The organism is Morganella morganii H1r (genome assembly GCF_000633515.1).
GTDB lineage: Bacteria > Pseudomonadota > Gammaproteobacteria > Enterobacterales > Enterobacteriaceae > Morganella > Morganella morganii_B.
This window is the reverse complement of record NZ_AYMP01000014.1, coordinates 202,297-228,744: the sequence shown is the minus strand read 5'-3', so window position 1 is coordinate 228,744 and position 26,448 is coordinate 202,297. Positions and strand designations below refer to the sequence as shown.

Here is a 26,448-nt window from a genome sequence, read left to right as displayed (position 1 = left end):
CCGCCGGTATCAGCTTGCCAGAATCCGGGATTTGCGGCGCACCGCAGATAACAGCATATAAATCGCGGTGGACAGCAGCACAATAAAGAAGAAGTTCATGATACCGTCAGGCTGTTTCATAAACTGTCCCGCCACCAGCGGGCCCGCCGCTGAACCGATGCTGTAGCAGAACAACATCACCTGGGTTGCCGCCACAATCACATTCGCGGTGAGTGTGTCACATGCCAGTGTGATTGCCACCGGATACAGGGCAAAGGAAGACATCCCCAGCAGTGTCAGCGCCACCACCATCACCAGATAGTGGCCGGAGAGATAAATCATTCCCATCGCAAATACCCCGGCGAGAGAGACCATCGCCAGCAATAATACTTTACTCATGCGGGAAGATAATTTGCTGATCACCGGCTGAATAATCATCCCGCCGAGGATGATCGCCGCCATCAGGCCGCCGACCTGCTCGGTATTGTAATGTTTTTCCTGCAATGCCAGCGGCATCAGCCCGTAAATGGTGCCCATCACAATACCGGAAGTCATACAACCGACCATGGCCGGTTTACTCAGACGCAGGATCTGTTTCAGGGATAAGCTTTTATGTCCGCCGTGACACACCGGCTGTGCTTTGGAAAACAGCGGCGGCAATACTGCAGCAAACAGCAGAACCATCACCACGGCAAACGGCACGACACCTGCGGTTCCGAACACGCCGATCGCCAGCTGACCCAGGGTGGTGCCGCCGTACAGTGCGGTCATGTAGAAGCTCAGGCGTTTGGCACGGACAGCCGGATTATCGCCAATCAGCAGCCAGGATTCAATCACCACAAAAATACCGGCAACCGCCACCCCGGCCAGCATCCGGGAAGCCAGCCACGCGCTGAGGCTGGTATAAAACGGCAGAACCGCCACGGTTGCCGCCAGCGCCAGCACAAAGAGAATAAAGGAACGGCGGTGACCGATACGGGCAATCACCGGCTCAATCAGCATCGAACCGAGTAATAAACCAATATAGTAAGCACTGGCTAACCAGCCTGCGTAATCGGTACCGATGGCAAAAGAATCCAGCGATAACGGGATCAGGCTCATCAGATAACCGGATGCAATCGCAAATAACGTCAGACCGGCGACAGGGATTAACACACTGTCAGGACGCGGCGTGCGGATGCTGTGACTCACTGCTTTTCTCCACCTAAAACAAAAAAATCAAAAAAACATGACGCTGCTTTTTTTCTCAGGCTGTTTCATCGCCAAAATGGTGGATGACGGGTCATTGATAGAAGCAGTGGATTGTGAATTTATGTCTGAAACGGAGCGGAATATAGCCCCTTGTGAGGGAAAAATGAAATCAAAAAAACTAATGGCTGCGAGTAGTTTTTGTTATGGAAGGAAATAACAGAGGAATATGGGGTTTCCCCTGTTATTTGCAGTATTTTTACATGCAGATTAACAAAAAAATAACTTATTTTTCCTTATCTGCCGGTAATAAGGAAATCACCGTTTCCAGCGCATCGGGGATAACACTGCCGTGGGACTTTCCGGGGAAGATACGGAACTGACACTGTTTGTCCCGCAGTTGTAACTGCTCACACACTTCCCGCGCGGTAATGTCACTGTAGCGGACGGACAGATTGTGTTTTTGTTCTTCACTCATTTTACTCAGATCGGGTTTTTCTTCCAGTCCGCCCTGAGTGATGGTCAGCCGGATATCCGCCGGGAGGCGATCAAATCGTTCCGCTGTCATATAAGAGCCATGCCCCCACCACAGGGACGGGCTGGCACTGATGTAATCGGTAAATAAACCGGGTTCATCCGTGGCTGTCCGCAGCACAAACAGCCCGCCGAGGCTGTGACCAAAGAAGTAGCGGCGGTCGTTAACAGGATAGTGACTGCTCACCCACGGAATAACCTGTTCACGGATAAACTGCCGGAAAGGCAGTTCACCGCCGCCTGCGGTAAATTGTTCGCCGGTTGCGGGCGGTGTGTAATCAAAGGTGCGGGTTTTCGGGTAAGCCTGATCAGAGGGATAACCGATCCCCACCACCAGAGGCAATGGCCGGGTTTTACCGGCACTGAGCCGGTTAATCATCATCGGAAACTGACCGTTACCGTCGAGCATATAGAGCACAGTGTACGCCGTTTGCGGTTGTTTCGGCTGCGCGATAAAAAGGCGGTAGTGACGATCACCGTGCTGCATCTCATGGTGCGTTATTGTGAACTGTTGTTGTGCCGCTTCAGTGAGCGGTGTGATCTCTTGTGAAGGCCGCGCCATCAGGGGAGATACCGCCATCATGCAACAAATCACCATTATTTTTTTCCACATCCTGACTCCGGGAATGACTGACTTAAAAAAACAATTCTGCCACGGACCGGAGGATGACGCAGATTCAGATCGCGCCATCCCCGGAAAAAATAAGACCATCCTCTTTCGAACCCGGGCGGCGGGATAACCGGCAAGGCGGCAAGGGAAGAATTCCGGGGAGCATACACCAGTATGTGACCCGGAATTCTGAGTGCAGCCAACACAGCCACAGAGTGGAGGATGACGCAGATTCGCTAAATCATTTCGTTTGTGGCATGCGGCAACCGAAGGAAACCGGGGAGCATACAATGGTATGTGACCCGGTTCCCTGAGAGCAGCCAACACCGCCACAAAACAAAGAGACGCGTTACGCTAAATCATTCGCCTTGTGGCAAGGCGGCAACCGAAGGAAACCGGGGAGCATACAATGGTATGTGACCCGGTTTCCTGAAAGCAGCCAACGCCGCCACAGGGCGAAGGATGACGCGTAATCAGAAATTCAGTTTCAGATTAGCCCAATACCGGCGCCCTTCATCGATCTGCCAGTTCCCGTTAGTATCGATATCATCCCCTTTCTCGTTGGCGATATTCAGTACGGCGAAATTCAGCAGAGCGTTTGGCATAACCTGGTAGGTCATCCCGAGGTCGAGGGTGGTGATCCCGCTGCGTTCACGCGGCTGTTTTGCCCCGTTACGCTGTGCTGCCCAGACCTGTTTGCCGGTGTAGTTTGCCTGAGTGTAGAAACTCATATCCGGGCGGTACTGCCAGTCAAGTTTGGCATTTGCCATATGACGCGGTGTCATTTCCAGCGGTTGTCCTTTCAGGGATTTACCGTTGAGTTTTTCGTCGTCACTCTTACGTTCTGAATCGGTGAAGGTGTAGTTCAGGTTCAGATTCCATTTTTCTGCCACCGGAATACGGGAGGCCATTTCCACACCACGGATATTCGCTTTACCCACGTTGTCATAGATAAACATATTCAGGCCGGTCAGCGGATCGGTTTGACCGGCAACCTGGTAGCTGGTCAGCTTGTTTTTGAATTCGGTGTTAAACAGGGTTGCACTGACAGAGAAACCGGATTCGTGGTCATAAGCAATGCCCAGTTCTTCGGTGACACTGGTTTCCGGTTTCAGATCACGGTTACCGTACATGATAGCCGCACCGCCTTGTGTGGACGTTCCGAAATTCGGGCTTAACTCACGCAGTGTCGGGGCACGGAAGGCTTTCGCCACGCCGCCTTTAATGGTGATTTCATCGGTCAGTTTATAGACGGCATAGGCACGCGGGTTCCAGTGTTTACCGTAGAATTCGTGGTCATCCATACGCAGACCACCGGTCAGCGTCAGGTCGTCGGTTACACTGAATTCATCTTCCACAAACAGCGCTTTCTGCTCAGCAGTCATTTTTTCAGTGACTGTCTGTTTGTTTTTAATCACGGAATCATCTTTCAGTTTGGCATGCTGATATTGTCCGCCGACAGTCAGGACGTTAGACGGCAGGAATGCAGTGACCTTTCCGTCCACCACCGTATTGGTAACTTCCGGCCGGCGCGCGTCATACTCCATTACCCAATCTTCACTGACTTTGTTCCATTTACCGGTATTGGTTTTACGGACGGTGTTTTCCTGATACACACTCAGTTCACTGTTGATTTCATCCCAGTCACCTTTCCAGGTCAGCGCCCAGTGGTTACGATCGTTGTGTACTTCGGATTTGTTGTTCTTCTGAACGATACCGCCGCGGGTAGTTGTCTCATCAATCGATTTCCCCGGGGTCGATGTGTGTTCCTGTGTACTGCGGCCGACTTCCGCAAGGAATTTCTGCCCTTCGATCGGCGTAAAGGCCAGTTTGGCAGTGATATTTTTGTCGTCTTTACGCGGTGTACCTTCCAGGAGTTTATCTTCACGACGATAGTTAAGCCCGCCGTACACCTGTAACCCCAGCTTGTCTTTAATCAGCGGGCCGGAGACGTAGAAATCGGTATTCGCGGAGTTACCGTAATCTTTACTTTCCTGAATAATACCGCCCATCCCCATCGAGCCGTGCCATTCGTCTGCCACTGCTTTAGTGATAATGTTAATCACGCCGCCCATGGCATCAGAACCATACAGGGAGGACATCGGGCCGCGGATCACTTCAATACGCTCAATGGCTTCCACCGGCGGAATAAACCCGGCTTCGTAACCGCCGCTGCCGTTCGGGCGGGATTCACGGCTGTTCTGACGACGGCCATCCACCATAATCAGAGTGTAGTCCCCGGACAGGCCACGGATACTGATATCCGGCTTCAGGCTGCCGCCGATCACACTGACCCCTTCCACATCTTTTACCATGTCAATCAGGTTGGCAGCCGGTTTATTTTGTAACTGCTCCTTGGTGATAACGGTGATACTCGCCGGTGCATCACGCATTTCCTGCGCAAAACCGGACGCGGTCACCACGATGGTGTCATCTTTATTTTCAGCATAAGCGGCGGTGGCCGCTGACATAACAGCAACAGCAAGCAGTGAGCGTTTGAATGAGACGTTCATATTATTCCCTGACTGGATTGATATTTTTTATTTGAAATATTAAATGAGAATGATTAATCCTATCATTGATATATGCCATTGAGAATATGATCGCAAATGAAAATTATTATCACGATGATAATAAATTGCTGTGATATCGTTAAACCGGAAAGTACAGCTGGAGGGTAAATGGCCGGAATGAAAATCGCAGGATAAAAAAAATGCTGCAAATTCAGATAAATTTGCAGCCTTCTAACAAAGTACCAAAGTAAATAGTGAGGGATAACTAATAAATAAAATTAACACATTCTCGTCAGGAAAATCTGCTCATCACCGAGTGGCGGAGAACCAGAGTCGGTGTGTAACACGGCGGACAAAACGGCAGCGTCTGTGAGGACGCCAGTGCCAGCGCCAGCTGTGTTGCTGTCTGAGCCATCATGTCAACAGGATAGCGTATTGTGGTCAGACGGGGTTGGATATATCGTGCGATCATGCTGTCATCAAAACCGATAACCGAAATGTCTTCCGGCGCACACAACCCGTTTGCCTCAATCACCGACAATGCCCCCGCCGCCATAAAATCATTGTATGCCACCACCGCCGTCACCGGCAGTGAAAGGGACAACACCGCACTCATTGCCGCTTCCCCGCCCTCTGCCACCGGTTCACCAACCGCAATATAGGCCTCCGGAAGCTCACAACCGGCTTCTGTCAGGGCATCTCTGTACCCCGCCAGCCGTTGCGCACTGTCTTCAATCGTGTGGGATGACGATAAGCAGGCAATATGGCGGTGTCCCTGTTTCAGCAGATATTGTGTGGCAAGCCGGGTGCCGTGCCGGTTATCCAGGGCAACACAGCGGTTTTCCAGTCCCGGGATCATGCGGTTGATAAACACCATTGACGACATTTCCGCCGCATAGCCGCGCAGTTCTTCATCACTCAGTGCTTTGGCATGGATCACACAGGCATCACAACGGCTGTTCATCAGTAATTCGATACCGCGCCGTTCATCTTCCTGCCGGTGGTAGCCATTACCGATTAAAAGATGCTTTCCGTGCTGATGTGCCACCTCATCTGCGGCTTTGACCAGTGAGCCGAAAAACGGATCGGACACATCCCCCACCAGCACGCCGACAATATCACTGCTCTGGCTGACCAGCGCCCGCGCCGCCGCATTCGGGCGGTAAGCCAGCGCCTTCATGGCTGCCTGAACCGTACGGACAGATTCCGCCCCCGCTTTTGGTGACTGATTGATAACCCGCGAGACCGTTGCCACTGAGACTCCCGCCAGTTTCGCAACATCTTTAATGGTTGCCATTTACCGCTCCGTTATTGTTTTGTGATCCCGGCACTTGCCATCCGGTGTAACTCTGCTAATTTTTATTATCTTTTTACTAAAACTTTACCGAATTCTGCTATGGACACTGTCGCTTACCCTGATTTCGCTAAACTGGAGATCCGCACCGGCCGGATCACCGATGTCAAACGTCACGAAAATGCCGATAAACTCTATATTGTTCAGATAAATGTCGGTGACCGCTCACTTCAGACCGTTACCAGTCTCGTGCCGTATTATACAGAGGAAGAGTTACTGCATAAGCAGGTCGTGGTGCTGTGCAATCTGCAAAAAGCCAAAATGCGCGGCGAAACCTCTGAATGTATGCTGCTGTGCGCGGAAACCGATGACGGCTCAGAGAGTTTTCTGCTGACCCCGGAACGTGTAATGCCTGCCGGTGTCCGTATTGTCTGATAACGCAAAAGTGGCTCACTATTGTGAGCCACTGATTTAAAAAACAAACCGGTATACCGTCACACTCTCCCGCTGTTCTCCCGGTGCTGAAATTCCCCTGACCGCATCCGGCCGGTGCGGGTGATTCGGCCCGTCCGGGAAATACTGGGTTTCCAGCGCCAGCCCGGCATAATCCTGATAATCGCCGTGTTTTCCCGGCTGACCGCCGAGATAATTGCCGGTATAAAGCTGTATGCAGGGCATGGTGGTGGCTACTTCCAGACACACATCCCCCGCCGGTGACCAGTACGCCGCAACAGTCTGTTTACCGTCACACAATGCCGGGTCCGGCACAAAGGCGTGATCAAAGCCTTTTGTCTGCTGCAGTGCCGCCTCAGACATAAAACCCTGTGCCAGCGGCCTGCGGATGCGCAAATCAAACACAGTGCCGGCCACCGGGCAGAGCGAGCCATCCGGTAAGTTATCCGCATTCAGCCCGAGCCGTTTGTCCGCCCTGATCTGCATTTCCCCTTCTGTCACCTTCACACCGCTGCTTTCACCGGCAAGGTTAAAGTAAGCGTGATTGGTCAGGCTGACCGGACAGGCTTTGTCTGTTTGTGTCCGGTAAGTCAGACGGACTTCGTTTTCCGGGGTCAGCTGATAAGTGACTTCGGCGCTGAGATTGCCCGGGAAGCCCTGGTCACCGTCCGGTGACTGCAGAGAGAATGTCACTGAATCCGCTGAGCGGCGGCGATACTGCCAGCGCCGGTGACTGAAGTTATCCGTTCCGCCGTGCAGACAGGTGGTACCTTCATTACAGGCGAGCGGATAAAACTGCCCGTTCAGGGTGAAACCACCGCCCGCAATCCGGTTGGCAAAACGCCCGACTGTGGCACCGAAATAGGCGGTCTGACGGGCAAATCCGGCGCTGTCCGCCACGCCGCACACCACATCCCGCACGCCATCTGCCAGCGGCAGCTCACAGCTGAGCCAGGTCGCGCCGGTGTCAGCAATACTGATACGCATGCCGTTGTGGTTGGTCAGCACCACGATCTCCGCCGGTCTGCCGTCTGCAGCCGGTGATTGGGGTGTAATGTGCATTAATCGCCTCTGTAACCTGTGCGACATGTTCAGGTTTCACCAGTGCCACCACACAACCGCCGAAGCCGCCGCCGGTCATGCGGACACCGCCTTCAAGACCAATCACATCACCGATAATCGCCACCAGCGCATCAATTTCAGGGACGGTGATTTCAAAATCATCACGCATGGAATGATGAGATTCCGCCATCAGCTGACTGAGGCGCGGTAAGTCCCCGTCTTTCAGCGCTTCCGCCGCTGCCCGGGTACGGATATTTTCGCTGATCACGTGACGGGCCCGTTTCGCGGTCACCGCATCCAGTTCATGAACATGCGCGGCGAACTGCGTCATTGTCACATCCCGCAGCGCCGGCACGCCGAAGAATGCCGCTGCCGCCTCACACTGACGCCGCCGGGTGTTGTATTCGCTGTCCGCCAGCCCGCGTTTTTTGTTGGAGTTAACAATCATCACCACACTGTTTTCCTGCATGGCAACCGCCCGGGTTTCCAGGCTGCGGCAGTCGATCAGCAGTGCGTGTCCGGCTTCACCGCAGGCCGAAATCAGCTGATCCATAATGCCGCAGTTACAGCCGACAAACTGGTTCTCCGCCTGCTGCCCGTTCAGGGCAATGACTTCGCGGCTGACGGGTAAATCGTACAGGGCTTTGACAGTCTGGCCGATCACTACCTCCAGCGAGGCGGAACTGCTCAGACCCGCGCCCTGCGGCACATTGCCGCTGACCGCAATATTCATCCCGCCGAACACAAAACCACGCTCCGCCAGATAGTTGATGACGCCGCGGATATAATTCGCCCACAATTTATTATCGCGGTATTCGATCGGCTGTGAGAGATCAAACTCATCGCGATCATTATCATAATCCGCCGCCACCACGCAGACCTTCTGATCATCACGCCGCGAGGCCGCCGCCACGGTGCCGAAATCAATGGCACACGGCAGAACAAAACCGTCGTTATAATCTGTGTGTTCACCAATCAGATTCACACGGCCCAGTGCCTGAATCAGCATGTCAGGGGATGCGCCGAAGCATTGCTCAAAGGCATTCTGTGCCTTGCTGATAACTGTTTTCATCGGAAACCTCAGATTATAAAGGGGTTTTAAAATGGTGATCGCTGACCGCACGCAGCCGTTCTGCGGCCTGCTCCGGTGTCAGGTCACGCTGGCTTTCCGCCAGCATTTCATAGCCGACCATAAATTTGCGCACGGTTGCGGAACGCAGCAGCGGCGGATAATAAAGCGCATGTAACTGCCAGTGATCCAGCGGTTCGCCCTGCTGAAAATACGGCGCAAAATGCCAGCCCATCGAGTACGGGAAAGCGCAGCGGAACAGGTTATCGTAACGGCTGGTGAGTTTTTTCAGTGCAACTGCAAGATCATCCCGCTCCGCCTCTGTCATGGCGTCCATCCGGGTGATAACGCGGTGTTTCGGCAGCAGCATGGTTTCAAACGGCCACGCCGCCCAGTACGGTACCACTGCCAGCCAGTGCGCCGTTTCAGTTACAATACGGCTGCCGTCTTTCAGCTCTGCCTGTGCGTAATCCAGCAGCAGGTTACTGCCGTGCTGCCGGGAATAGTCGCGCAGCAGCCCGTCCTTGCGGCTCAGGGCATCAGGCAGAAAATCACTGGCCCAGATCTGACCGTGCGGGTGCGGCTGCGAGCAGCCCATCAGTTCCCCTTTATTCTCAAACAGCTGCACCCAGAGGTATTTCTCCCCGAGTTCCTGTGCCTGCGCCTGCCAGGTATCAATGACGGCGCGGATTTGCACCACCGGCAGTTCCGGCAGGGTTTTGCTGTGATCGGGAGAAAAACAGAGTACGCGGCTCAGCCCGCTGACGGCCTGAGTCTGAAATAACGGACGGGTATTTTCCGGCTGCGTGCAGGGCTGCGGCCTCAGTGCGGAGAAGTCATTCTGAAAAACATAAGTACCGGTATATGCGGGATTGGTATCGCCGCTTACCCGGGTATTTCCCGGACACAAAAAACAGTCCGGGTCATAAGCCGGTAAATCCGCCACATCAGCGATTTCATCTCTTCCCTGCCACGGGCGTTTTGCCCGGTGAGGCGAGACTAAAATCCACTGTCCCGTTAACGGGTTATAGCGACGGTGAGGGCAATCAGACGGATCAAAAGTCATCATAGACACAATTCTCTCTGATGATGAAACGGGTTAGCGATGATTGTCCTCAGGCGTTACCGGTTTTCGTCTTCCGTCAGTCTGCGTAACCTTCCGGGTTCTGCTGCTGCCAGCGCCAGGCATCCTGCGCCATATCATCAACAGTGCGGACGGCGCGCCACTGCATATCGCGGGCGGCTTTTTCCGGACTGGACCAGCACTCGGCGATATCGCCCGGACGGCGGTCGCAGATAGCATACGGGATCAGTTTACCGGCCGCTTTACTGAACGCCGCGATCATTTCCAGCACACTGGTGCCTTTGCCGGTGCCCAGGTTATAGATATGCAGCCCGGAAGACTGTGCCACGGTTTTCAGTGCCGCAACATGACCGTCCGCCAGATCCATCACATGAATGTAATCACGCACCCCGGTACCGTCAGGTGTAGGGTAATCGTTTCCATAGATACTGACTTTTTCACGGCGGCCGATAGCAACCTGAGTGATATATGGCGTCAGGTTATTCGGGATACCTTTCGGATCTTCCCCCATCGTGCCTGCCGGATGCGCCCCGACCGGGTTGAAATAACGCAGCAGGGATACAGACCAGTCATTATCCGCGATCAGCACATCACTCAGGATGCGCTCAACCATGTATTTACTGGTGCCGTAAGGGTTTGTGGTGTTGCCGATAGCGGATTCTTCAGTGATCGGCACACTGGCCGGATCGCCGTAAACGGTGGCGGAAGAGCTGAAAATAATCCGTTTTACCTGCGCCCGCTTCATGCTGCGCAGCAGAACCAGTGTACCGTTGATATTGTTATCATAATATTCAACCGGTTTTTCCACGGATTCACCCACAGCTTTCAGGCCCGCAAAGTGAATCACCGCATCGATACGGTGTTTGGCAAATACGCTGTCAAGAAAGGCTTCATCACGGATATCCCCCTGATAGAACACAGGCTCTTTTCCGGTAATTGCAGTGATCCGTGCCAGAACTTTGGCATTGGCGTTACACAGATTATCCACAATAACCGGTGTCATGCCTGCATTCATCAGCTGTACGCAGGTATGGCTGCCGATATAGCCCATACCGCCGGTGACAAGAATTTCCACATATACCTCTCAGACTTTGTAATGTATTCAGAGAAAACCAAAGTATAACGTGAGGACGGGGACGATTCTAACCATGAATACTATTTGAGTCCGTGACAACGATCGTATTTGTGTAAACGTTTACAATAATACGCTGAATGGTTTTTACTAAAACGTTCTGTGCTACTATAACCGGGTGTTACTGCCTGAATTAAGCCTGTTGCCCTGCCGCAGTTCCCGGCCGGAGGAGAAAGAACAAAAAAAATGGCCACGCTAAAAGATATTGCCCGGCAAGCCGGTGTCTCACTCGCGACCGTGTCGCGGGTGCTGAATGACGACCCGACACTCAGTGTGAAAGAAGAAACCAAGCTGCGTATTCTGGAAATCGCCGGGAAACTGGAATACACCGTTTCCGCGCAGCGCCGTCACACTCCGGGCAAACGTCAGGCGCAGCGGCTGCATTTTCTGGCGATTTACAGTTATCCGAAAACAGCGGAAATTAATGATCCTTATTATCTCTCCATCCGCCACGGTATTGAGCTACAGAGTGAACGGCTGGGTATTGAGCTGACACACGCTTATGAAAACAACCTGCCGGAGACGGTTTCCCGCCCTGACGGCGTACTGCTGATCGGACACGGTGCCCGCGCGGTACTGACAGAGGTGCGGGCGCTCTGCTCTGCCGTCTGTTTTGTCGATTTCAGCGATCGTCAGAGTGATTATGACGCGGTGGATATTGACCTCGCGTATATTGCGCAATCCGTGACCGATTTCTTTATTGCACAGGGGTATGACCGGATAGGTTTTATCGGCGGACAAGACTCCCCGGCGGCGGCGGATATCCGCGAAGTCGCATTTACTGAATACGGTTCACTGCGCGGTGTGGTGCACGGGGAAGATATCTATCGCGGGGATTTCTCCAGCGCGTCCGGTTATGCACTGGCAAAACAGATGCTGGCCAAAGAGAGCTACCCGAAGGCCCTGTTTATCGCTTCTGACTCCATTGCTATCGGCGTGCTGCGCGCCCTGCATGAACAGCATATTGCTATCCCGGAAGATATCGCCCTTATCAGTGTCAATGATATCCCGACCGCCAAGTTTACCATTCCGTCTCTGTCGACTGTCCGCATCCACTCCGAGGTGATGGGCAGCCAGGGCGTGAATCTGCTGTTTGAACGTCTGCGTGACGAACGGCAGGAGCCGCTCCAGGTCTTTGCCGCTTCCCGCCTTATTCTGCGCGGCACCACGAAGTAACACACCTTCCGTAGGTTTCTGACGACTGCCTTTCCGGGCAGCCGTTTTTCTTTCAGTAAAATTTACTTCCTGCAAAAATGGTCGCCTTTTACACAATTTAGCGTTCCAGCTCACAAGATTGTGCCACTGATGTGAGGAATCTGTGATCAGGTTAAATATCTCGATTTTACCTTGTTGTTTTTAGTAAAACTTTTACCAATATCCCGTTAATGATTGATCTCATCCGATAGCCCGCAATGATTGCTGACTATAAAGAAGGAGCTTCTGTGAATAACCGGGAAAACTACACCCTGCTGCATGAGAACCGCCTGCCGCCGCGTGCCTGTTTCGGTCTGCCGGCGATCCTGATTTTCCCGGGCTACGCCTGGTGGAAATACAGCCGTTATGAGAAAACCCTGACCGCAGAGGAACGGAAAATTGCCGATGCCCCGACCGCGCAAACCGCGCAGGCACGCGGCGACGGATCCGTCGATAATATCTGATTATCCTGCAGATACTGAAAAGCCACCGGACGGTGGCTTTTTGCATTTATGAACTTCTGACTTTATGTAACAGGGTGATGACCGGTAAAAAAATGAAAAGCATGCGAGCCATGGATGGCGAGCCTGAGCTTACAGGGACGTATTCACAGCGACTTTTCATTTTTACCGGTTATCGCCGGAATCACCGGCGTCACAATCCACCTTAATGCGATCAACGCGGTGGCTGTAACTCGATAGGTACCACATCGGATGTTTTGATCAGATTAATAAAATCAATTCCCTGCGGGCTGAAAATAAACAACGCATAACCGGTGGCCATTTTAATATCATCGTTGCGGGCAATCCCCGGGAAGCCCGGCATCGGCCCGCCCTTCTCAACCTGCTTAATCAGCCCCACCTGGTCAATCATCACACTGCATGCCAGCTGGCCGTTCATCTCTTTTTTATCCATCCGCACCATATCGCCCTGATACGGACGCGAGGTGAAATGATCAACGCCGTTTTTGTCCTTCACTGCCACACCATACTGATTGGTGGATTTATCCAGCAGCGTCAGAGCAATATTCTGTGACTCCCCCTGCAACGGCAGCTGATAAACACCGGTGAAATCCGGGCAGTTTTCCTGCGTCTGCGCCGGAGGCAGAGGCGCGGCACAACCGCTGAGCAAAATCGGGAGCAGTACGGTTGCCAGCCAGAGTTTGTGCGTCATAAATATCCTTTTGTCAGTGCATTTTCCGGAGCCGGAACAGACATAAAGTCTATCACAGTTTCCCGCGCATCCGGAAAAATGCCGCAGAATTGCCCTACTTTACCTTATCCCAGCGCACCAGACTTTCTGATAATACCGCCAGTAAAATTGCCACCAGCATACCGTTCCCCAGCATCGGACGCAGCAGCACCGGCAGGTCGCTGATAAACACGGCGGGCGGATTGATCAGAAAAATACCGACGAACAGCGGGATCGCCAGCCGGTAAATATTGCGGGCATTCAGGGAAATTTTGTCCACAAAAGCCAGCGAGGAGAACATCAGCGGCAGATAGGTCGCCAGCATCACCGCACTGCCGATGGCGAGCGGCAACCCGCTGAAAAAGAGTGTGACCGGCGGGATCAGCCCCATCAGCAGAAACAGCACACTGCCGACCACCAGGGATGTCCGGCTGCTGTCATTGGTCTGGGTGATTAATCCCACCGAGGAGACAAACGGTGCAAACGGCACCACGGCCAGCGGCGCGGTCAGCAGCGTCACCGAGCCGGTGACAATAAAACTGCGCCGGAACAGGACATTATTTTCCTGCAGTTTATCCATGTAAAACACATCCGTCGAACGGATAGCACCAAAGGTATTACTGATATTCAGAAGCCCGGTCAGGATGCAGGTGATAATCACCCCCCAGCGGAATTCAAACCCGTCAGTACTGCCGAGCGGCAGAAACTCCCATGATGCGGATGCCACATCCCGTCCCGGCGGGGAAAACAGCAACACATACGCTCCCCAGCCCAGCAACACGCCAATCAGCAGCGCATATTTGGCCACCGATACCGAGGCATACACAATCACGCCCAGCACCAGGATCAGCGTTGCCAGCGCGAGGAAAAAGACCGGGTAATTCACGGTCGCATCCGGCGGCATAATACCGAAGGGCAGTCCCAGCATCCCCTTCAGGAAAATGGAGACCAGCTGCGCGCCTATCATAAACATAAACACTGCCATCACCACCGGATTAAAAATCCGGGCGATACGCGCTCCTGCGCCGGTAAAACCAATCACCAGCGTGATAAGTCCCGCACAGGCAATCCCGATAGCAAGGTTTGCGCCGGTCACGCCCGCAGAGGTGCCGAAAGAGGCTTCCGCCACAGCGATCCCCAGAATGGTGGCCCACCACAGGCCGGTCGGTCCTTCCATAATCGCGCGCTGGTGACCGGTAAACACCTGCACCAGGCTGCCGAGCGCGGTGGCGATAAAACTGTATTGAGTGATAGTCAGTGTGGCGGCGTCAGAGAGATGAAACGCAGATTGCAGTGTCGGCGGGATCAGCACCGTATTGCAGAAAATAAAGAAATACCACTGAAAGCCGGACAGCCAGTGGCTTTTTTGCATTTTTATCATGGGATAACGCCTTTCGGATGCAGTGTCAGATTTATTGTTAATATAGTGATAATGATCATACTATCAAAGAGAGATTATTTTGTGAGTTTTTCACTCAGAGAGGTCATGATGAAACCATCCGTTCTTGTTTACCGCGATATTCCTGACGATATCCTCACCCGCCTGTCTGCTGAATGTGATGTCCGCCGTGTGCCGGAAATTGATCCGGACATTGACCCGTCAGTAAAACCGCTGCTGGCCGGGGCGGATGCTATCCTCGGCTCCGGCGGGAAAATTGATGCCCGTTTTCTGGCAATGGCTCCGAAACTGCGGGTGGCTTCCACCATCACCGTCGGTTATGACAATTTTGATGTCTCTGCGCTCAGTGCACGGAATGTGGTGCTGATGCATACCCCGGATGTCCTGACCGAAACCGTTGCCGATGCCACGATGGCACTGGTGCTGGCGACCGCACGGAAAATGATCATCAGCTCAGAGCGGGTAAAACGCGGCGAATGGAGAGAAAGTATCACGCCGGACTGGTACGGCTGTGACGTCCACCATAAAACGATGGGGATTGCCGGCATGGGCCGCATCGGTGATGCACTGGCGCGCCGGGCGCACTGCGGATTCGGCATGAAAGTGCTCTACAATGCCCGCTCCCGCCATGAAAAAACCGAAAAAACATATCAGGCGGAGTACCGTTCGCTGAATGCCCTGCTGGCAGAATCAGATTTTGTCTGTATCACCCTGCCGCTGACGGCGGAAACCCGCCATTTATTCGGCCGTGAACAGTTTGAGAAAATGAAACGCAGTGCCATTCTGGTCAATATCGGGCGCGGTGCCGTGATCGACGAAGCCGCGCTGGCACAGGCGCTGAAAGATAAAACAATCCTCGCCGCCGGTCTGGATGTTTTTGAACAGGAACCGCTGCCGCCGGATTCACCGCTGCTGTCGCTGGATAATGTGGTGCTGATGCCGCATATCGGCTCCGCCACCCATGAAACCCGCTATGCCATGGCTGCCTGTGCTGCGGATAATGTTCTCCGCGCCCTGAAAGGGAATGTCAGTCAGAATTGCGTCAATCCGCAGGCGCTGCAACAGTAATTATCCCGACCGCACACAGCAGATTACTTTTGCCGGATAATCTGCTGTTTCTGCTATTTACACCCCTTTCAGATAACTATTAATTTCCATAATTATCAGATAAATACGATAGCATCCATCGCTGATATCGTTTGTTCTGTAGCATACTATTCCGGAACGCGGATATTGAGAATACTCCCGGCAGTGTATTAAAGGTCTTAACATAGAATAGCCAGTGTTAGTATTTACCTTGTTATTAATCTTGTCCCTCTGAAATGGATTTTATATGAAAATTATGTTGCTGGATTACGACAGCATTTCAGCCGATGGAAAAACATTAAAACTCTATTGTCCCGGCTTAGGAGAATTTGATGTTATATCTGGTGCTGAACAATATCTTAATAATCCTGACTGTTCAGATATCGAAAAGGCAGCCATTCCTCCGGGAACGTATTGGGTAGCTGACAGACCCAAAGGCAGTTTCTCAAATCAGGTCAGAGCTGAGCTTATCGATTTATCAAAAGCATACCGAAATAATCATTCTGACTGGTTTGGTCTTTATAATAATCAGACAATGAGTGATTACGTTTATGTCAACGGAATAAAGCGGGGAGGATTCAGATTACATCCTCTGGATTCTGATGGTTCCGGTGTATCATGGGGCTGTATCACACTAAAAAATTATGATGATTTTTACACATTACGGGCATCTCTGTTATCCGGAAAAAAAGGAAAAGTGCCCGGAGGTAAGGGTCTGGAAGCCTATGGCCGTATTGAGGTAAAAGGAATTCCGCTTTTTTGGAACTGCAAAGTACGATGAAAATTATTTTCCATATCCTTATTATAATCATAGTGACACTGCTGATAAGTTATTTTATACCAGCCAGTGTTTTCAGCAGGTATGTGTCCGTCTGTGGGGATGGTGAAGATGCCATGAACAACTACTATTTACTGTTGCTGATGTTACGGATTGGTTCAGCGCTATTAATCTCGCTGACCGGCTACTTTCTTCTTCGCAGATTATTCCTCAGATAGGTAAATATACCTGTACAGGGTGTTATTTACAGTAAAGGTGATGTCTGCCGGCAAATGTTTTTCATTTTCACTATTGATAATATTCTCCGCGCCCTGAAAGGGAATGTCAGTCAGAATTGCGTCAATCCGCAGGCGCTGCAACAGTAATTATCCCGACCACACACAGCAGATTATTTTTGCCGGATAATCTGCTGTTTCTGCTATTTACACCCCTTTCAGATAATTATTAATTTCCATAATTATCAGATAAATACGATAGTATCCATCGCTGATATCGTTTGATCTGTAGCACACTGTTCCGGAATACGGATATTCAGGAAAAATACAGACAGAGTATTGAAGGTCAGCGCATGAAAAAAATCAGATTATCACTTCTTTGTATTCCTGTTTTGCTGTTTGGCTTATTTCTGTTTTTTCATGAAACAGGACGCATTATTTATCATGAATCCGATACTTACCGTTATTATATGTACACAGACAGCGGGATACGCAATGCCCCGCGGATCTCGGAAAATTATCAGTTTGAATATATCCCGACAGCAGGGACAATTTCTGAGATGAGCAGTGTTGTTTTTCATGATGCCCGGGATTGTACCCCACTGAAAAATTACCTGAATAATGCCGGTTATTATCTTTACCGGACGCAGGATCAGGGACAGGATGAGATCTGGTTATCCGCACGGGATAAAAAAGCACTCTATTCGCTTCACCGGGATAAACAGGGCCGGTTTATCCGCCTTTCCCGCAGTTCTTTATAAAAAGACCGGCAACTGTTACGGATAAAGATCCGTAACAGTCACACCATCAGAGATAATAATCAGGTTGTCAGCCCGGCCCGGACGGACTGAGCGGGATCAATATGCGTCATCACACTCAGCACCTGCGGATCACGGCGGATATTCATTTCCGCTGCAATAGCGATATCATGGCCTTCTTTAACCGTCAGATTTTCATCAATTTCAATATGGACATCCACCAGCAGATAATCGCCGGACTTACGGGTTTTCAGATCATGAACCCCTTCCACCCCCGGGGTTTCCATTACAGACTGCGTGATTCTGGCAACGGTTTCTTCATCCGCACCGCGATCCATTAAATCCTGGAGAGACTGCAGGGTAAATTTCACCCCCATGCGCAGAATAAACAGCCCGACCACCAGCGCGGCAATCGGATCCAGAATTTTGTACCCCAGCAGACTGCCGGTGATACCGATGGCCACCACCAGCGATGATGCCGCATCTGAACGGGCATGCCAGGCATTGGCTTCCAGCATATTGGATTTTACTTTGCGCGCCACATGCAGCATATAGCGGAACAGACCCTCTTTCGCCAGCAACGCCAGCAGCGCGACATACAGCGCCAGCGAGTGTACTTCCGGAATGGTTTCCGGCGACATAATCCGTGAACCGGCGGTCCACAGCATACCGCCGCTGACCAGCAGCAGCAGCACGCCCAGCACCAGCGACGCCACGTTCTCATAACGGAAATGACCGTAAGGGTGTTCCTCATCCGGCGCTTTACGGCTGCCGCGGTTAGCAATCAGCACCACAAAATCAGCGATAAGGTCAGACAGTGTATGAACCCCGTCAGCAATCAGACCCTGTGAGTGCGAGAAAATCCCCGCCACTATCTGCCATGCGGACAACAGGGTATTCACCCAGACACTGACCCAGGTGCTTTTTTTCGCGGCTGCGAATTTTATCTCACGGCTGATATCCGCGCTGTTTTCTGCGGTTTCATCCGCCTGTGCAGGTATATTAGACATAATTTAATTCCACATTATTTTTGTGGTTAATACAAAGCAAATATTTGCTGTGGATCGTAATCATTATAGTTCAGCAAACGGTTCAATGCCGTTCTTTCTGAACAGGAAATAAAGAATTACAATTAATCAGGTTAAAGCAGAATATTAATTCAGCATCCTCAGTATGCCACAACCTTTTTTTCGCGTCTCCAATTTTATGATTTTATTTGATTTTTACAACTGATAATCATTATTCTTATCGCTTTTAAAACGCCTTCTTTCATTCGCCTTCTCTGATTGCGTTAGCATTATTTTCTTTAATTCACGCTCTCCTTTTTATTATTGTTAATAATAAAAATAAACGATAGTTATTTTCATTTCACAAATTAAATAAGCTGCCGTCATGATCACAACATACACTGCCATTTTTTGTCATACTGAGACCGATTTCAGTTAACAGGAGGCTCTATGTACAACACGATTCTGGTTCCGATTGATATTCTTGAAGATGACCTGACAGACAAAATGCTGCCCCATGTGGAGGCACTGGCGAAAATTGATAATCCGAAGATCCATTTCTTCACCGTTATCCCTAACGTGGAAATGTTCTTTGGCGTGGAATACGCCTCAATGCCGGTCAGTATGCGGGAATCCGGAGAGCGCATTGAGCTGGCGCTTGCCGCACTGAAAGAAATTATTAAAGGAATTGCCGTGCAGGAAAGTCAGTACACCCTGCACGCGGCTATCGGATCAGCCAAAAACGAAATTCTCTCTTATGCCAAAGAGATTAACGCCGACCTGATTCTGATGGGCTCTCACCGCCCGGGTGCGGCAACATTCCTGCTCGGCTCTACCGCAGCAACGATTGTCCGTCACGCCAAAACGTCGGTGATGGTTATCCGCTGAACACGTTTATCTGTTTATTCTGCCCCGCATCACTGCGGGGCATGCTATTTCAGCTGCGTTTAAGCTTATCGGTATTTGCCAGATATAACGCCACGGTCAGCGCCAGTATTGACAAGGTATGCAGGAATGTCGCATTGGCATCTGAATGATCGACAATAATTAAGCGCACCATCGCCGTAATGCCGATATAGATAAAATAGCGCAGCGGGAAATGGTAGCCCGACGAAAAATATTTCACAATTAAGGCAATAAATTCAAAATAGAGGAAATAGGTCACGATACTGTCTAATAACAGATAGGTTGTTTTCTCCTGCGGGGAAAACAGCAGGTTAATCAGCGTCAGTGTTTCCTTTCCCATAAATACAATCAGCAGCACACCTAAAATCAGCAATGCAATATTCAGAACCCATTGCAGTGCGGTTGCTATCTGGCGGGATGGCTGAAATTCCATAATCAATAGCCTCAGTGATAGACGACAATTACGCCCGTAAACAGTATGGTTTTAAGTGTACGACGAAATGATGACAGAACCGAATAAAAAAACACGGCGGATGCCGTGTTTTATATGTCAGATATTAACGGATTATTTTGCCGGTGCATCCAGCAGTTGGTTATCCGTGCTCCAGATACGGTATTTTACTTCCACATCTTTCGGGGCATACACCACAACCGGCAGGCGGCTGTTGTAACGGACAAAGGCTTCGTCACCCAGGTTAGCGCTGACAAACGCTTCATGTTTTTCATTATTGAGGCAACCCATCATGGTGGACATCGGCCCGGTTAAGTCGCCGGCCTCATAATAGTCATAACCGAAACCATCAACGGTTTTCTGTGTCAGCGTACCGCCGAACCACTGGCGGTTACAGTCCACCATCTGTTTTTTACCAACAACCAGTTCGATTTTGTACTGACCTTCATCGGCTTTCGGCTCTACGGCAATCACATGGCGAACCTGACCTGACGCAGCCTGCGGGAAATGTTTCAGCTCACTCATGCCATTGTCGGTTTTCACAATCTTCAGCGGCTCCATATCAGCGGTTTTTGCTTCTTCAGCATAAGCGCCGGCGGCGGCGAACATGGCCATAACAGGAAGGATCAATTTTTTCATCAAATAATTACCTTGTTTTATAAGTCCATTTGATTATGAAATCGTCTCATAATCTTCATGCTGACTATTAAGAACATTATAATAATCTTTAGTTCACTGCCAGAGTAAAACACAGAATATTCTTACAAACCGGCATATAATCTCAGACAAATTACCATAAGCAGTGCGTTAAACCAATAATTCTGCCGGTGTACCATCAACCCATCAATAAATCATGATCCATTTATGCCATTCCGATCACGGATATAACGATACAACCCATGCATTCCGGCGTGTGTTTGTTATACTGAAAAAGCTGTATTCCCCGTCAAACAGGAGGTTCTATGCCACTTGATCAGCAAGCCCTTATAGCACAGCTTAAAGACTCAAATCCTCGTTTTGCCGCACTGTATCTGAAACATCATCAGTTAAATAATGAAATTGCCGAGCTTGAAGGCCCGAACGGCGCAGGCTACAACGACAATGTCGTCCGGCTGAAAAAAGAAAAACTGCACGTTAAAGATGAGATGCAGCGCATTTTAGCGGAGTGTCAGTAGTTTCTCCCCTTGTCAGATAACGCCCTTTTTAACGGGCGTTATCTTATGTCTCCCTCCCTTTCGCACCATAATCTGACCTGACGCAATCTATTACACATCAAAAGATGCATAATAATTACATCTTTACTATCCGACCGGAGTTATTATGTCTGAGAAAGCCTCTGTCCATGGCCACGAAGTCATGAATATGATTATTGAAAGCGGGAAGCATTACACCACAGAATCACTTATCGCGGCTATTCATGCCACGTTCGGCGAAGAGACCCGCTTCCATACCTGCTCGGCAGAGAATATGGATGCAAAAGCGCTGGTCAGTTTTCTGGCGGGACGCGGGAAGTTTATCGGTACTGAAGAGGGATTCAGCACATCAGCTGAGAAAATCTGCAATCACTGAATGGCGTAAAAAAACCGCTATCTCCCCTGAAGGCACAAAAGCAGGGAGATAGCGTTTCCTGTAACAGGAAGAAAATCATGAGGGTGTATTGTCATCATCCATCCAGCTGTCATCTTCCCAGATGGTCTGAATAGTATCCATCAGCGACTGTTTATCGTCGGGGGATTTCACGCCGGAGATGTTAATCGTGGTCTGACTGCTTTGCGCAATACGGAACTGCATATCCGGATATAACGGCAGGATCCGGCGTTTTAACTGGACTTCAAGGGACTGGATAAGATGCGCAGGCACTGCATTTCGTTTATCTAACAGAATTTCAATACGCATGATGTTGCTCTCCGTAAACTGTATGCATATACAGTATTTTATTTTTAAATAAAAAGAAAGCAAATTTTTAGCACAGTATTTAAATTTATGGGCTTTACTGCACGAAAGAGGAGTTTCCGATGGCCGGCAAACGTATTTTACGGGAAATCAAAACCGTTACCCGTATGGTGGAACTGTATGAACAGCGCCATCCGGCACCGGCAGATGCTCCGGAACATTACCGTGATCTGCTGGCCTATGCGGTGAAACGGCTGGAAAAATGCCGTTACGGCGAAGACAAACCAGCCTGTAAACAGTGCCCGGTACACTGTTATCAGCCAAAGCCGCGGGAAGAAATGAAAGTGATTATGCGCTGGGCCGGACCGCGTATGCTGTGGCATCACCCGATCCTGGCTGTCCGTCATCTCATTGATGACAAAAAACCGGTACCGCCTCTGCCTCCCCGCCGCCGCACACCCCGCAATAATCAGGACTGACGCGCGCGGTAATCCGCCTGTGTGATCTTATACAGTACATGCGTCTGTAACGGATGCCCCTGTTCCAGTGACGGATGCAGAAACGCCCGCTGATACTGCATCCCCGCCTTCACCATCACCCGTTCGGAAGGCAGATTCACCTTCGCGGTAAACGCGACAATCTCCGGCATATTCAGCGTCATAAAGGCGTGATGCAGCACCGCATTTGCCGCTTCGGTCGCATAGCCTTTACCGTGGAAGCGTTTCGCCAGACGCCAGCCGATTTCAGTACACGGACTGAAATCAAACGGCGCGGACGGGATATTAAGACCAACAAACCCGGTAAATTCCCTGCTGCTTTTTTCTTCCGCCACCCATAATCCGAATGCCTTCTGCCGTTCAAAGCGGCGGATAATTTCATCCGCCATTGCATCACTCTCTGCCGCACTCAGACAGGCCGGAAAAAAACGCATCACCTGCGGATCCGCATTCAGTGCGCGGAACGGCGCATAATCTTCCGGCGTCCAGGGACGCAGATGCAGACGCGGGGTATCAAGGGTAAGCATATACTCCTCCGGTTCATTCATAAAATTTACCGGAGAAGTATAACGGATTTACGTGAGGGCAGCGCGGTTACACGCGCTTAAAGACAGACGGGACTTTCTGCGGTTCTTTGTTTTTACCGTTGCCGTTCTGTGACGGGGATTCCGGAGCGGATTCCGGTGATTTCTCTGCCGCAGTGTCTGCTTTTTCAGATACCTTCCGTTCAGTCACGGCTGCCGGTTTATTATTTTCCGGGCGGGACGGTGGTGTCTGTACCGTTGCAGCGGTTTTACCTGCCGGGGCATACGGCTCTGACTGGCCGATAAAAGTACCGCCTTTGCGGATAGAGAAATTAGATGCCCGGCAGACGCCGTTAAGTTCACCGTGCTCAAGAATTTCCACCTGCTCGGTTGTACAGGTTCCGGTCAGCACGCCGTCAATCAGCAGAGTTTCGGCAAAAATATCCCCTTCAACCACACCGGACTGCATAATGCTGATCGAGCCGGAACGGGCTTTGATTTGTCCCTTGATTTTCCCCCAGATTTGCAGATTACCGCTGATTTCGATATCACCGGTCAGGCGGGTTTCTTTGCTGATAACCGTCGGCTGGCGGGATTCAAGCGATGCCGGCGGGCGTTGTTTCTCTTCACCACGCGCGGACAGCAACTGGGAAATTTCATTCGCCTGTGCGCTGAGTTCAGCCGTTTTTCGTTCCTCTTCTTCTCTGGTTTTTTGCAACGGTGCCGCAACCGGCGCCGTTTCAGGGATATCTGCTTGTTTTTTCTTACCGAACATGACGTTTTTCCTTTTCCTTTCCGGGAGAATCGTAATAGCACAGATGACGGCGGCGATACCCGTTAAATAAACAGGCCACGATGCGTGTCCGGCTATCACTGCATACAGTAACAATCCCCATAAAAACCAAAGGGATGTCAGCATAATATTAAGCATGGCAGACCTTTGTGATGGTATTTTTACGTTACGGAAGATACTTTTGCATATTGTACGCCGCCGCCGCACCGGTAAAGGGCGGATTAAGAGCAGTATCAGTATGTAATCAGGGAAATAGAGAAAGCGGTGACTATAGCCGGATACACTCCGTGTACCCTGAGACAGCATCCCTTCATTACAATCCATCACCGCCCTCTCCGGTATCTACATTAACTGAAGAGGGCAGAATAAAAATATCACAATTACGTCACGATTTTATCCCTCTCAAGCCCCTGCCGTCCCCCGGATTTTTCCGCCTTCTGCTGCTAAATGGTATTGTGCCAGTGCCTCTGCCTCTTCAGGTTCATGTGTGACCAGAATCGTGGTGATCCCTTCTTCTTTCAGCAGATTAATCTGCGGCCATAACTGTCTGCGGGTCGCCCGGTCCAGCCCGGAGAACGGTTCGTCCAGCAGCAACAATGCCGGCGGTGAGATCAGTGCGCGGGCAAGTGCCACCCGCTGCTGTTCCCCTCCGGAAATCTGATGCGGAAAACGTGCCGCCAGGTGTGCGACCTGCATTTTGTCCAGCAGTGCCATCGCCTGTGATTTATCCCGCTTCAGCCCGGCGGCATACTGTGCAAGCCGTAAATTACCCATAACCGTCAGCCACGGAAACAGCCACAACCGCTGATTGAGATAACGGCAGGGACGTTTCCAGACCGGCAGCGGATCCAGGGGGACATCCCCGAGCCGGATGGTGCCCTGATACGGCAGATAACCGGCAATACAGTTCAGTAATGTGGTTTTTCCGCTGCCGGAAGGGCCGCAGATCGCGGTACATTGTCCGCGCGGCAGTGTCAGCGAGAGATCCTGCAGGATCCCTGCACTCAGATGTTCAACGTGCAGCATGTGAAGGTTGCCTTTTCAGCCGGTGCAATGCGACCAGCAGAACAATCGCCAGTGCCATCAGGATCAGTGCACAGCCGAGCGCGAGTGAAAAATCACCGCTGGCAATATTAAGATAAATTGCCATGGGCAGGGTTTCGGTTTTAAAGCGGGTGGCACCGGCCAGCATCAGTGTGGCGCCGAACTCCCCCAGCGCCCGGGAATAGGCGAGGATCCCGCCGCTCAGCAATCCCTGCAGGCATAACGGGATTTCCGCCAGCAACAGGGTTTTTCCGGGGGTCAGCCCGAGATTCATTGCTGTGCGGACATAAGCCGGATCCACTGAGGCAAACGCCCCCTGCGCCGAACGGTACAGCACCGCTGACGCGACATAGGTCTGGGCGATAATCACACCCAGCGGAGAAAACAGCCAGCGCCCCAATTGCGGAAAAATCCCGGCCAGCGGGCCCTGACTGCCCAGCAGCAGTAACAGCCCGATACCAATCACCAGCGGCGGTGTGACCAGCGGGATATCAAACAGCGCATCCGCCACCCGCCTGCCGGGGAAATCCCCCCGCACCATCACCCAGGCGGCCGGTACAGCGATCAGAAATGCCAGCACCAGCGATGTCAGTGAGGTCGCCAGTGACATCAGCACCGCAAAATGAAATTCAGGGTCGGTAATCAGCTGAGTCAGCAGTGCCGGCGTTACCTGAAACAGTAACGCCAGCAGAGACCCGGTAATCAGGCACAACAACAGTAACAGGGGCACCAGTGCCCATTTCATCACCGGATACATCAGTAATACCGGGATCAGTGCGCGTCAGCCGGTCTGACCGGCAGAAAACCGTAATCGGTAAAGGCGGTGATCCCTTCCGGAGAGGCAAAATATTCCGCCAGTTGTTTTGCTTCTGCCGGGGATGCACTGGTGCTGAGCACGGCCAGCGTGGCTACCTCTTCCGGGCTGCCTTCCGGTGATGGCAGAATCATCAGTTTATCGCGGTTTTTCATGGCATCGGCGCGGCCGATAACGGCGGCGTCCACTTCACCGTTGAGCAGATACATCGACAGGTGTTTAATCGTGGCCGCCCGGACAATGACTTTTTCCCGCAACGCATCACCGTAACCGCTGGCATCCAGCAATACCTCACCGCTGCGGCCCAGGGCTATGGCTTTCGGGTCACCCATGCCGATACGCAGATTGCTTGCGGCAAGATCCGCAATACTGTTGATCCCGTCTGCTTTATCTTTACGTACCGCAATCACCGGAATATGCCGGACGATCGGATAACTGTCTGTCACCTGTTTCTCTTTCTGCAACTTTTCCACATAATCCGCCGATCCCGGGAAAAACAGGTCGCCCTGCTTTGTCAGTTCAAACCGGGTCAGGATCTGTCCGGAACCGCCATATTCCACCGTCACTGTATTACCGGTCTCTTTTTCAAACTGACTGATCACCTTTTCGATCGGCGGGCGCAGACCGGCACCGGCATACATATGTAACTCAGCGGCCATCGCGGCCGGAACAGAACAACAAAGCAGTAATGCAGAGAGCATCAGACGACGGGACGACATAGTAACCTCACTCGTTATATATTTTTTTACATAATGATTAAAAACAGTGAGCGGTGCAAGGGACAGTCATCACGAAACGGCGTATCATCTGTCATGCCGGCGGCGTTCCCCGCCGGAAACAATCCATAACATAAATAATATAACGATTGATATTCACCCAAAAAATTCAAATCAGCCAACCGTAACATAATAAAAACATAATATTAAACACAATAACGTCAATCATCATAATTAAAACAATTATTACATCTTTTAAGAATA

The 26,448-nt window shown here is 51.2% G+C and carries 28 protein-coding genes and 1 pseudogene; 10 read left to right on the top strand and 19 right to left on the bottom strand.

From position 1 onward, the window contains the following. Positions 1-9: 9 nt before the first annotated feature. From U868_RS0108130 to U868_RS0108115, 4 genes are all read right to left on the bottom strand, one after another. Positions 10-1,170 carry an MFS transporter gene (locus U868_RS0108130; protein ID WP_025152872.1) on the bottom strand — a complete coding sequence of 387 codons (1,161 nt, stop codon included), beginning with the start codon at positions 1,168-1,170 and terminating at the stop codon, positions 10-12. A 283-nt stretch (positions 1,171-1,453) separates the two neighbouring features. Next, a complete protein-coding gene (locus U868_RS0108125; protein ID WP_025152871.1) occupies positions 1,454-2,314 on the bottom strand; it encodes an alpha/beta hydrolase in 861 nt (286 codons plus the stop codon). Between the two features lie 470 nt (positions 2,315-2,784). Further along, the gene (locus U868_RS0108120; protein WP_025152870.1) at positions 2,785-4,824 is read right to left on the bottom strand and encodes a TonB-dependent receptor domain-containing protein; all 2,040 of its coding nucleotides are present in this window, start codon (positions 4,822-4,824) and stop codon (positions 2,785-2,787) included. A gap of 292 nt (positions 4,825-5,116) precedes the next feature. Next, positions 5,117-6,121: a substrate-binding domain-containing protein gene (locus U868_RS0108115; protein WP_025152869.1), complete on the bottom strand. Its 1,005-nt coding sequence runs from the start codon at positions 6,119-6,121 to the stop codon at positions 5,117-5,119. A gap of 99 nt (positions 6,122-6,220) precedes the next feature. On the opposite strand from U868_RS0108115, the gene U868_RS0108110 reads away from it, so the two are divergent. Beyond that, on the top strand, positions 6,221-6,553 hold the full coding sequence (locus U868_RS0108110) for a tRNA-binding protein (protein ID WP_025152868.1): 333 nt from the start codon (positions 6,221-6,223) through the stop codon (positions 6,551-6,553). Positions 6,554-6,589: 36 nt separating this feature from the next. Here U868_RS0108110 and U868_RS0108105 read toward each other — a convergent pair whose 3' ends face one another. The 4 genes from U868_RS0108105 to galE form a co-directional block, all read right to left on the bottom strand. Continuing rightward, entirely contained in the window at positions 6,590-7,633 is a 1,044-nt protein-coding gene (locus tag U868_RS0108105) for a galactose-1-epimerase (protein ID WP_025152867.1), read from the bottom strand. Then, a complete protein-coding gene (galK, locus tag U868_RS0108100) occupies positions 7,539-8,705 on the bottom strand; it encodes a galactokinase (RefSeq protein ID WP_025152866.1) in 1,167 nt (388 codons plus the stop codon). The genes U868_RS0108105 and galK overlap by 95 nt, the downstream gene beginning before the upstream one ends. A 13-nt stretch (positions 8,706-8,718) precedes the next feature. Further along, a complete protein-coding gene (locus U868_RS0108095; protein WP_205275494.1) occupies positions 8,719-9,771 on the bottom strand; it encodes a UDP-glucose--hexose-1-phosphate uridylyltransferase in 1,053 nt (350 codons plus the stop codon). A gap of 73 nt (positions 9,772-9,844) precedes the next feature. Next, entirely contained in the window at positions 9,845-10,861 is a 1,017-nt protein-coding gene (gene galE / locus U868_RS0108090; RefSeq protein WP_025152864.1) for a UDP-glucose 4-epimerase GalE, read from the bottom strand. Between the two features lie 243 nt (positions 10,862-11,104). Between galE and ebgR the strand changes: the two genes are divergently transcribed. Both ebgR and U868_RS0108080 read left to right on the top strand, forming a co-directional pair. Next, positions 11,105-12,094 carry a transcriptional regulator EbgR gene (gene ebgR, locus U868_RS0108085; RefSeq protein WP_025152863.1) on the top strand — a complete coding sequence of 330 codons (990 nt, stop codon included), beginning with the start codon at positions 11,105-11,107 and terminating at the stop codon, positions 12,092-12,094. A 341-nt stretch (positions 12,095-12,435) separates the two neighbouring features. Next, positions 12,436-12,576: pseudogene (locus U868_RS0108080) on the top strand (hypothetical protein); the annotation flags it as partial. Between the two features lie 211 nt (positions 12,577-12,787). On the opposite strand, the gene U868_RS0108075 reads toward U868_RS0108080, so the two are convergent. Together U868_RS0108075 and U868_RS0108070 are read right to left on the bottom strand one after the other, a co-directional pair. After that, positions 12,788-13,285 carry a hypothetical protein gene (locus U868_RS0108075; RefSeq protein ID WP_025152861.1) on the bottom strand — a complete coding sequence of 166 codons (498 nt, stop codon included), beginning with the start codon at positions 13,283-13,285 and terminating at the stop codon, positions 12,788-12,790. Between the two features lie 94 nt (positions 13,286-13,379). Then, complete coding sequence (locus tag U868_RS0108070) at positions 13,380-14,684, bottom strand: uracil/xanthine transporter (RefSeq protein ID WP_025152860.1); 1,305 nt, start codon at positions 14,682-14,684, stop codon at positions 13,380-13,382. 108 nt (positions 14,685-14,792) lie between these two features. On the opposite strand from U868_RS0108070, the gene ghrB reads away from it, so the two are divergent. From ghrB to U868_RS24060, 3 genes are all read left to right on the top strand, one after another. Continuing rightward, the gene (gene ghrB / locus U868_RS0108065) at positions 14,793-15,770 is read left to right on the top strand and encodes a glyoxylate/hydroxypyruvate reductase GhrB (protein WP_025152859.1); all 978 of its coding nucleotides are present in this window, start codon (positions 14,793-14,795) and stop codon (positions 15,768-15,770) included. Between the two features lie 265 nt (positions 15,771-16,035). Further along, positions 16,036-16,569 carry a DUF2778 domain-containing protein gene (locus U868_RS0108060; protein ID WP_025152858.1) on the top strand — a complete coding sequence of 178 codons (534 nt, stop codon included), beginning with the start codon at positions 16,036-16,038 and terminating at the stop codon, positions 16,567-16,569. Positions 16,570-17,134: 565 nt separating this feature from the next. Further along, entirely contained in the window at positions 17,135-17,542 is a 408-nt protein-coding gene (locus U868_RS24060; protein ID WP_152689441.1) for a hypothetical protein, read from the top strand. Between the two features lie 59 nt (positions 17,543-17,601). Here the strand turns inward: U868_RS24060 and U868_RS0108040 are convergent, their stop codons facing one another. Then, positions 17,602-18,549 (bottom strand): cation diffusion facilitator family transporter, encoded by a 948-nt coding sequence (locus U868_RS0108040; protein WP_025152855.1) that lies wholly within the window; start codon positions 18,547-18,549, stop codon positions 17,602-17,604. 447 nt (positions 18,550-18,996) lie between these two features. Between U868_RS0108040 and U868_RS0108035 the strand changes: the two genes are divergently transcribed. After that, entirely contained in the window at positions 18,997-19,434 is a 438-nt protein-coding gene (locus tag U868_RS0108035; protein WP_025152854.1) for a universal stress protein, read from the top strand. A 49-nt stretch (positions 19,435-19,483) separates the two neighbouring features. Here the strand turns inward: U868_RS0108035 and psiE are convergent, their stop codons facing one another. Both psiE and eco read right to left on the bottom strand, forming a co-directional pair. Then, positions 19,484-19,885, bottom strand: coding sequence for a phosphate-starvation-inducible protein PsiE (psiE, locus tag U868_RS0108030; RefSeq protein ID WP_029990857.1), 402 nt, complete (start codon positions 19,883-19,885; stop codon positions 19,484-19,486). 132 nt (positions 19,886-20,017) lie between these two features. After that, positions 20,018-20,542: a serine protease inhibitor ecotin gene (eco, locus tag U868_RS0108025; RefSeq protein WP_025152852.1), complete on the bottom strand. Its 525-nt coding sequence runs from the start codon at positions 20,540-20,542 to the stop codon at positions 20,018-20,020. 323 nt (positions 20,543-20,865) lie between these two features. On the opposite strand from eco, the gene U868_RS0108020 reads away from it, so the two are divergent. Together U868_RS0108020 and U868_RS0108015 are read left to right on the top strand one after the other, a co-directional pair. Continuing rightward, positions 20,866-21,078 (top strand): DUF465 domain-containing protein, encoded by a 213-nt coding sequence (locus tag U868_RS0108020; RefSeq protein ID WP_024474907.1) that lies wholly within the window; start codon positions 20,866-20,868, stop codon positions 21,076-21,078. A gap of 145 nt (positions 21,079-21,223) precedes the next feature. Next, positions 21,224-21,472 carry a YecH family metal-binding protein gene (locus U868_RS0108015; RefSeq protein ID WP_025152851.1) on the top strand — a complete coding sequence of 83 codons (249 nt, stop codon included), beginning with the start codon at positions 21,224-21,226 and terminating at the stop codon, positions 21,470-21,472. A 75-nt stretch (positions 21,473-21,547) separates the two neighbouring features. Here U868_RS0108015 and U868_RS0108010 read toward each other — a convergent pair whose 3' ends face one another. Then, positions 21,548-21,799 (bottom strand): DinI family protein, encoded by a 252-nt coding sequence (locus U868_RS0108010; protein WP_025152850.1) that lies wholly within the window; start codon positions 21,797-21,799, stop codon positions 21,548-21,550. 119 nt (positions 21,800-21,918) lie between these two features. Here U868_RS0108010 and U868_RS0108005 point away from each other — a divergent pair, with 119 nt between their 5' ends. Further along, positions 21,919-22,275 carry a nitrous oxide-stimulated promoter family protein gene (locus U868_RS0108005; protein ID WP_025152849.1) on the top strand — a complete coding sequence of 119 codons (357 nt, stop codon included), beginning with the start codon at positions 21,919-21,921 and terminating at the stop codon, positions 22,273-22,275. On the opposite strand, the gene U868_RS0108000 is transcribed toward U868_RS0108005, so the two are convergent. The 5 genes from U868_RS0108000 to modA all read right to left on the bottom strand — a co-directional run bounded on the left by U868_RS0108000 (position 22,266) and on the right by modA (position 26,187). Beyond that, a complete protein-coding gene (locus tag U868_RS0108000; protein ID WP_025152848.1) occupies positions 22,266-22,820 on the bottom strand; it encodes a GNAT family N-acetyltransferase in 555 nt (184 codons plus the stop codon). The two genes, U868_RS0108005 and U868_RS0108000, sit on opposite strands and share 10 nt — an antisense overlap. Positions 22,821-22,887: 67 nt before the next feature. Next, entirely contained in the window at positions 22,888-23,592 is a 705-nt protein-coding gene (locus tag U868_RS24055) for a bactofilin family protein (protein WP_025152847.1), read from the bottom strand. 420 nt (positions 23,593-24,012) lie between these two features. Then, complete coding sequence (locus U868_RS0107990) at positions 24,013-24,636, bottom strand: ABC transporter ATP-binding protein (protein WP_025152846.1); 624 nt, start codon at positions 24,634-24,636, stop codon at positions 24,013-24,015. Then, a complete protein-coding gene (locus U868_RS0107985; RefSeq protein WP_029990853.1) occupies positions 24,623-25,411 on the bottom strand; it encodes an ABC transporter permease in 789 nt (262 codons plus the stop codon). The genes U868_RS0107990 and U868_RS0107985 overlap by 14 nt, the downstream gene beginning before the upstream one ends. A gap of 14 nt (positions 25,412-25,425) precedes the next feature. After that, on the bottom strand, positions 25,426-26,187 hold the full coding sequence (gene modA / locus U868_RS0107980; protein WP_025152844.1) for a molybdate ABC transporter substrate-binding protein: 762 nt from the start codon (positions 26,185-26,187) through the stop codon (positions 25,426-25,428). Positions 26,188-26,448: the final 261 nt, after the last annotated feature.

Bases quoted from the DNA above. Each gene is read 5' to 3' on its own strand.
- U868_RS0108125 (WP_025152871.1), bottom strand. From the start codon at position 2,314: ATGTGGAAAAAAATAATGGTGATTTGTTGCATGATGGCGGTATCTCCC.
- U868_RS0108120 (WP_025152870.1), bottom strand. From the start codon at position 4,824: ATGAACGTCTCATTCAAACGCTCACTGCTTGCTGTTGCTGTTATGTCA.
- U868_RS0108115 (WP_025152869.1), bottom strand. From the start codon at position 6,121: ATGGCAACCATTAAAGATGTTGCGAAACTGGCGGGAGTCTCAGTGGCA.
- U868_RS0108110 (WP_025152868.1), top strand. From the start codon at position 6,221: ATGGACACTGTCGCTTACCCTGATTTCGCTAAACTGGAGATCCGCACC.
- U868_RS0108105 (WP_025152867.1), bottom strand. From the start codon at position 7,633: ATGCACATTACACCCCAATCACCGGCTGCAGACGGCAGACCGGCGGAG.
- galK (WP_025152866.1), bottom strand. From the start codon at position 8,705: ATGAAAACAGTTATCAGCAAGGCACAGAATGCCTTTGAGCAATGCTTC.
- U868_RS0108095 (WP_205275494.1), bottom strand. From the start codon at position 9,771: ATGATGACTTTTGATCCGTCTGATTGCCCTCACCGTCGCTATAACCCG.
- ebgR (WP_025152863.1), top strand. From the start codon at position 11,105: ATGGCCACGCTAAAAGATATTGCCCGGCAAGCCGGTGTCTCACTCGCG.
- U868_RS0108075 (WP_025152861.1), bottom strand. From the start codon at position 13,285: ATGACGCACAAACTCTGGCTGGCAACCGTACTGCTCCCGATTTTGCTC.
- U868_RS0108070 (WP_025152860.1), bottom strand. From the start codon at position 14,684: ATGATAAAAATGCAAAAAAGCCACTGGCTGTCCGGCTTTCAGTGGTAT.
- ghrB (WP_025152859.1), top strand. From the start codon at position 14,793: ATGAAACCATCCGTTCTTGTTTACCGCGATATTCCTGACGATATCCTC.
- U868_RS0108060 (WP_025152858.1), top strand. From the start codon at position 16,036: ATGAAAATTATGTTGCTGGATTACGACAGCATTTCAGCCGATGGAAAA.
- U868_RS24060 (WP_152689441.1), top strand. From the start codon at position 17,135: ATGAAAAAAATCAGATTATCACTTCTTTGTATTCCTGTTTTGCTGTTT.
- U868_RS0108040 (WP_025152855.1), bottom strand. From the start codon at position 18,549: ATGTCTAATATACCTGCACAGGCGGATGAAACCGCAGAAAACAGCGCG.
- U868_RS0108035 (WP_025152854.1), top strand. From the start codon at position 18,997: ATGTACAACACGATTCTGGTTCCGATTGATATTCTTGAAGATGACCTG.
- psiE (WP_029990857.1), bottom strand. From the start codon at position 19,885: ATGGAATTTCAGCCATCCCGCCAGATAGCAACCGCACTGCAATGGGTT.
- eco (WP_025152852.1), bottom strand. From the start codon at position 20,542: ATGAAAAAATTGATCCTTCCTGTTATGGCCATGTTCGCCGCCGCCGGC.
- U868_RS0108020 (WP_024474907.1), top strand. From the start codon at position 20,866: ATGCCACTTGATCAGCAAGCCCTTATAGCACAGCTTAAAGACTCAAAT.
- U868_RS0108015 (WP_025152851.1), top strand. From the start codon at position 21,224: ATGTCTGAGAAAGCCTCTGTCCATGGCCACGAAGTCATGAATATGATT.
- U868_RS0108010 (WP_025152850.1), bottom strand. From the start codon at position 21,799: ATGCGTATTGAAATTCTGTTAGATAAACGAAATGCAGTGCCTGCGCAT.
- U868_RS0108005 (WP_025152849.1), top strand. From the start codon at position 21,919: ATGGCCGGCAAACGTATTTTACGGGAAATCAAAACCGTTACCCGTATG.
- U868_RS0108000 (WP_025152848.1), bottom strand. From the start codon at position 22,820: ATGCTTACCCTTGATACCCCGCGTCTGCATCTGCGTCCCTGGACGCCG.
- U868_RS24055 (WP_025152847.1), bottom strand. From the start codon at position 23,592: ATGTTCGGTAAGAAAAAACAAGCAGATATCCCTGAAACGGCGCCGGTT.
- U868_RS0107990 (WP_025152846.1), bottom strand. From the start codon at position 24,636: ATGCTGCACGTTGAACATCTGAGTGCAGGGATCCTGCAGGATCTCTCG.
- U868_RS0107985 (WP_029990853.1), bottom strand. From the start codon at position 25,411: ATGTATCCGGTGATGAAATGGGCACTGGTGCCCCTGTTACTGTTGTTG.
- modA (WP_025152844.1), bottom strand. From the start codon at position 26,187: ATGTCGTCCCGTCGTCTGATGCTCTCTGCATTACTGCTTTGTTGTTCT.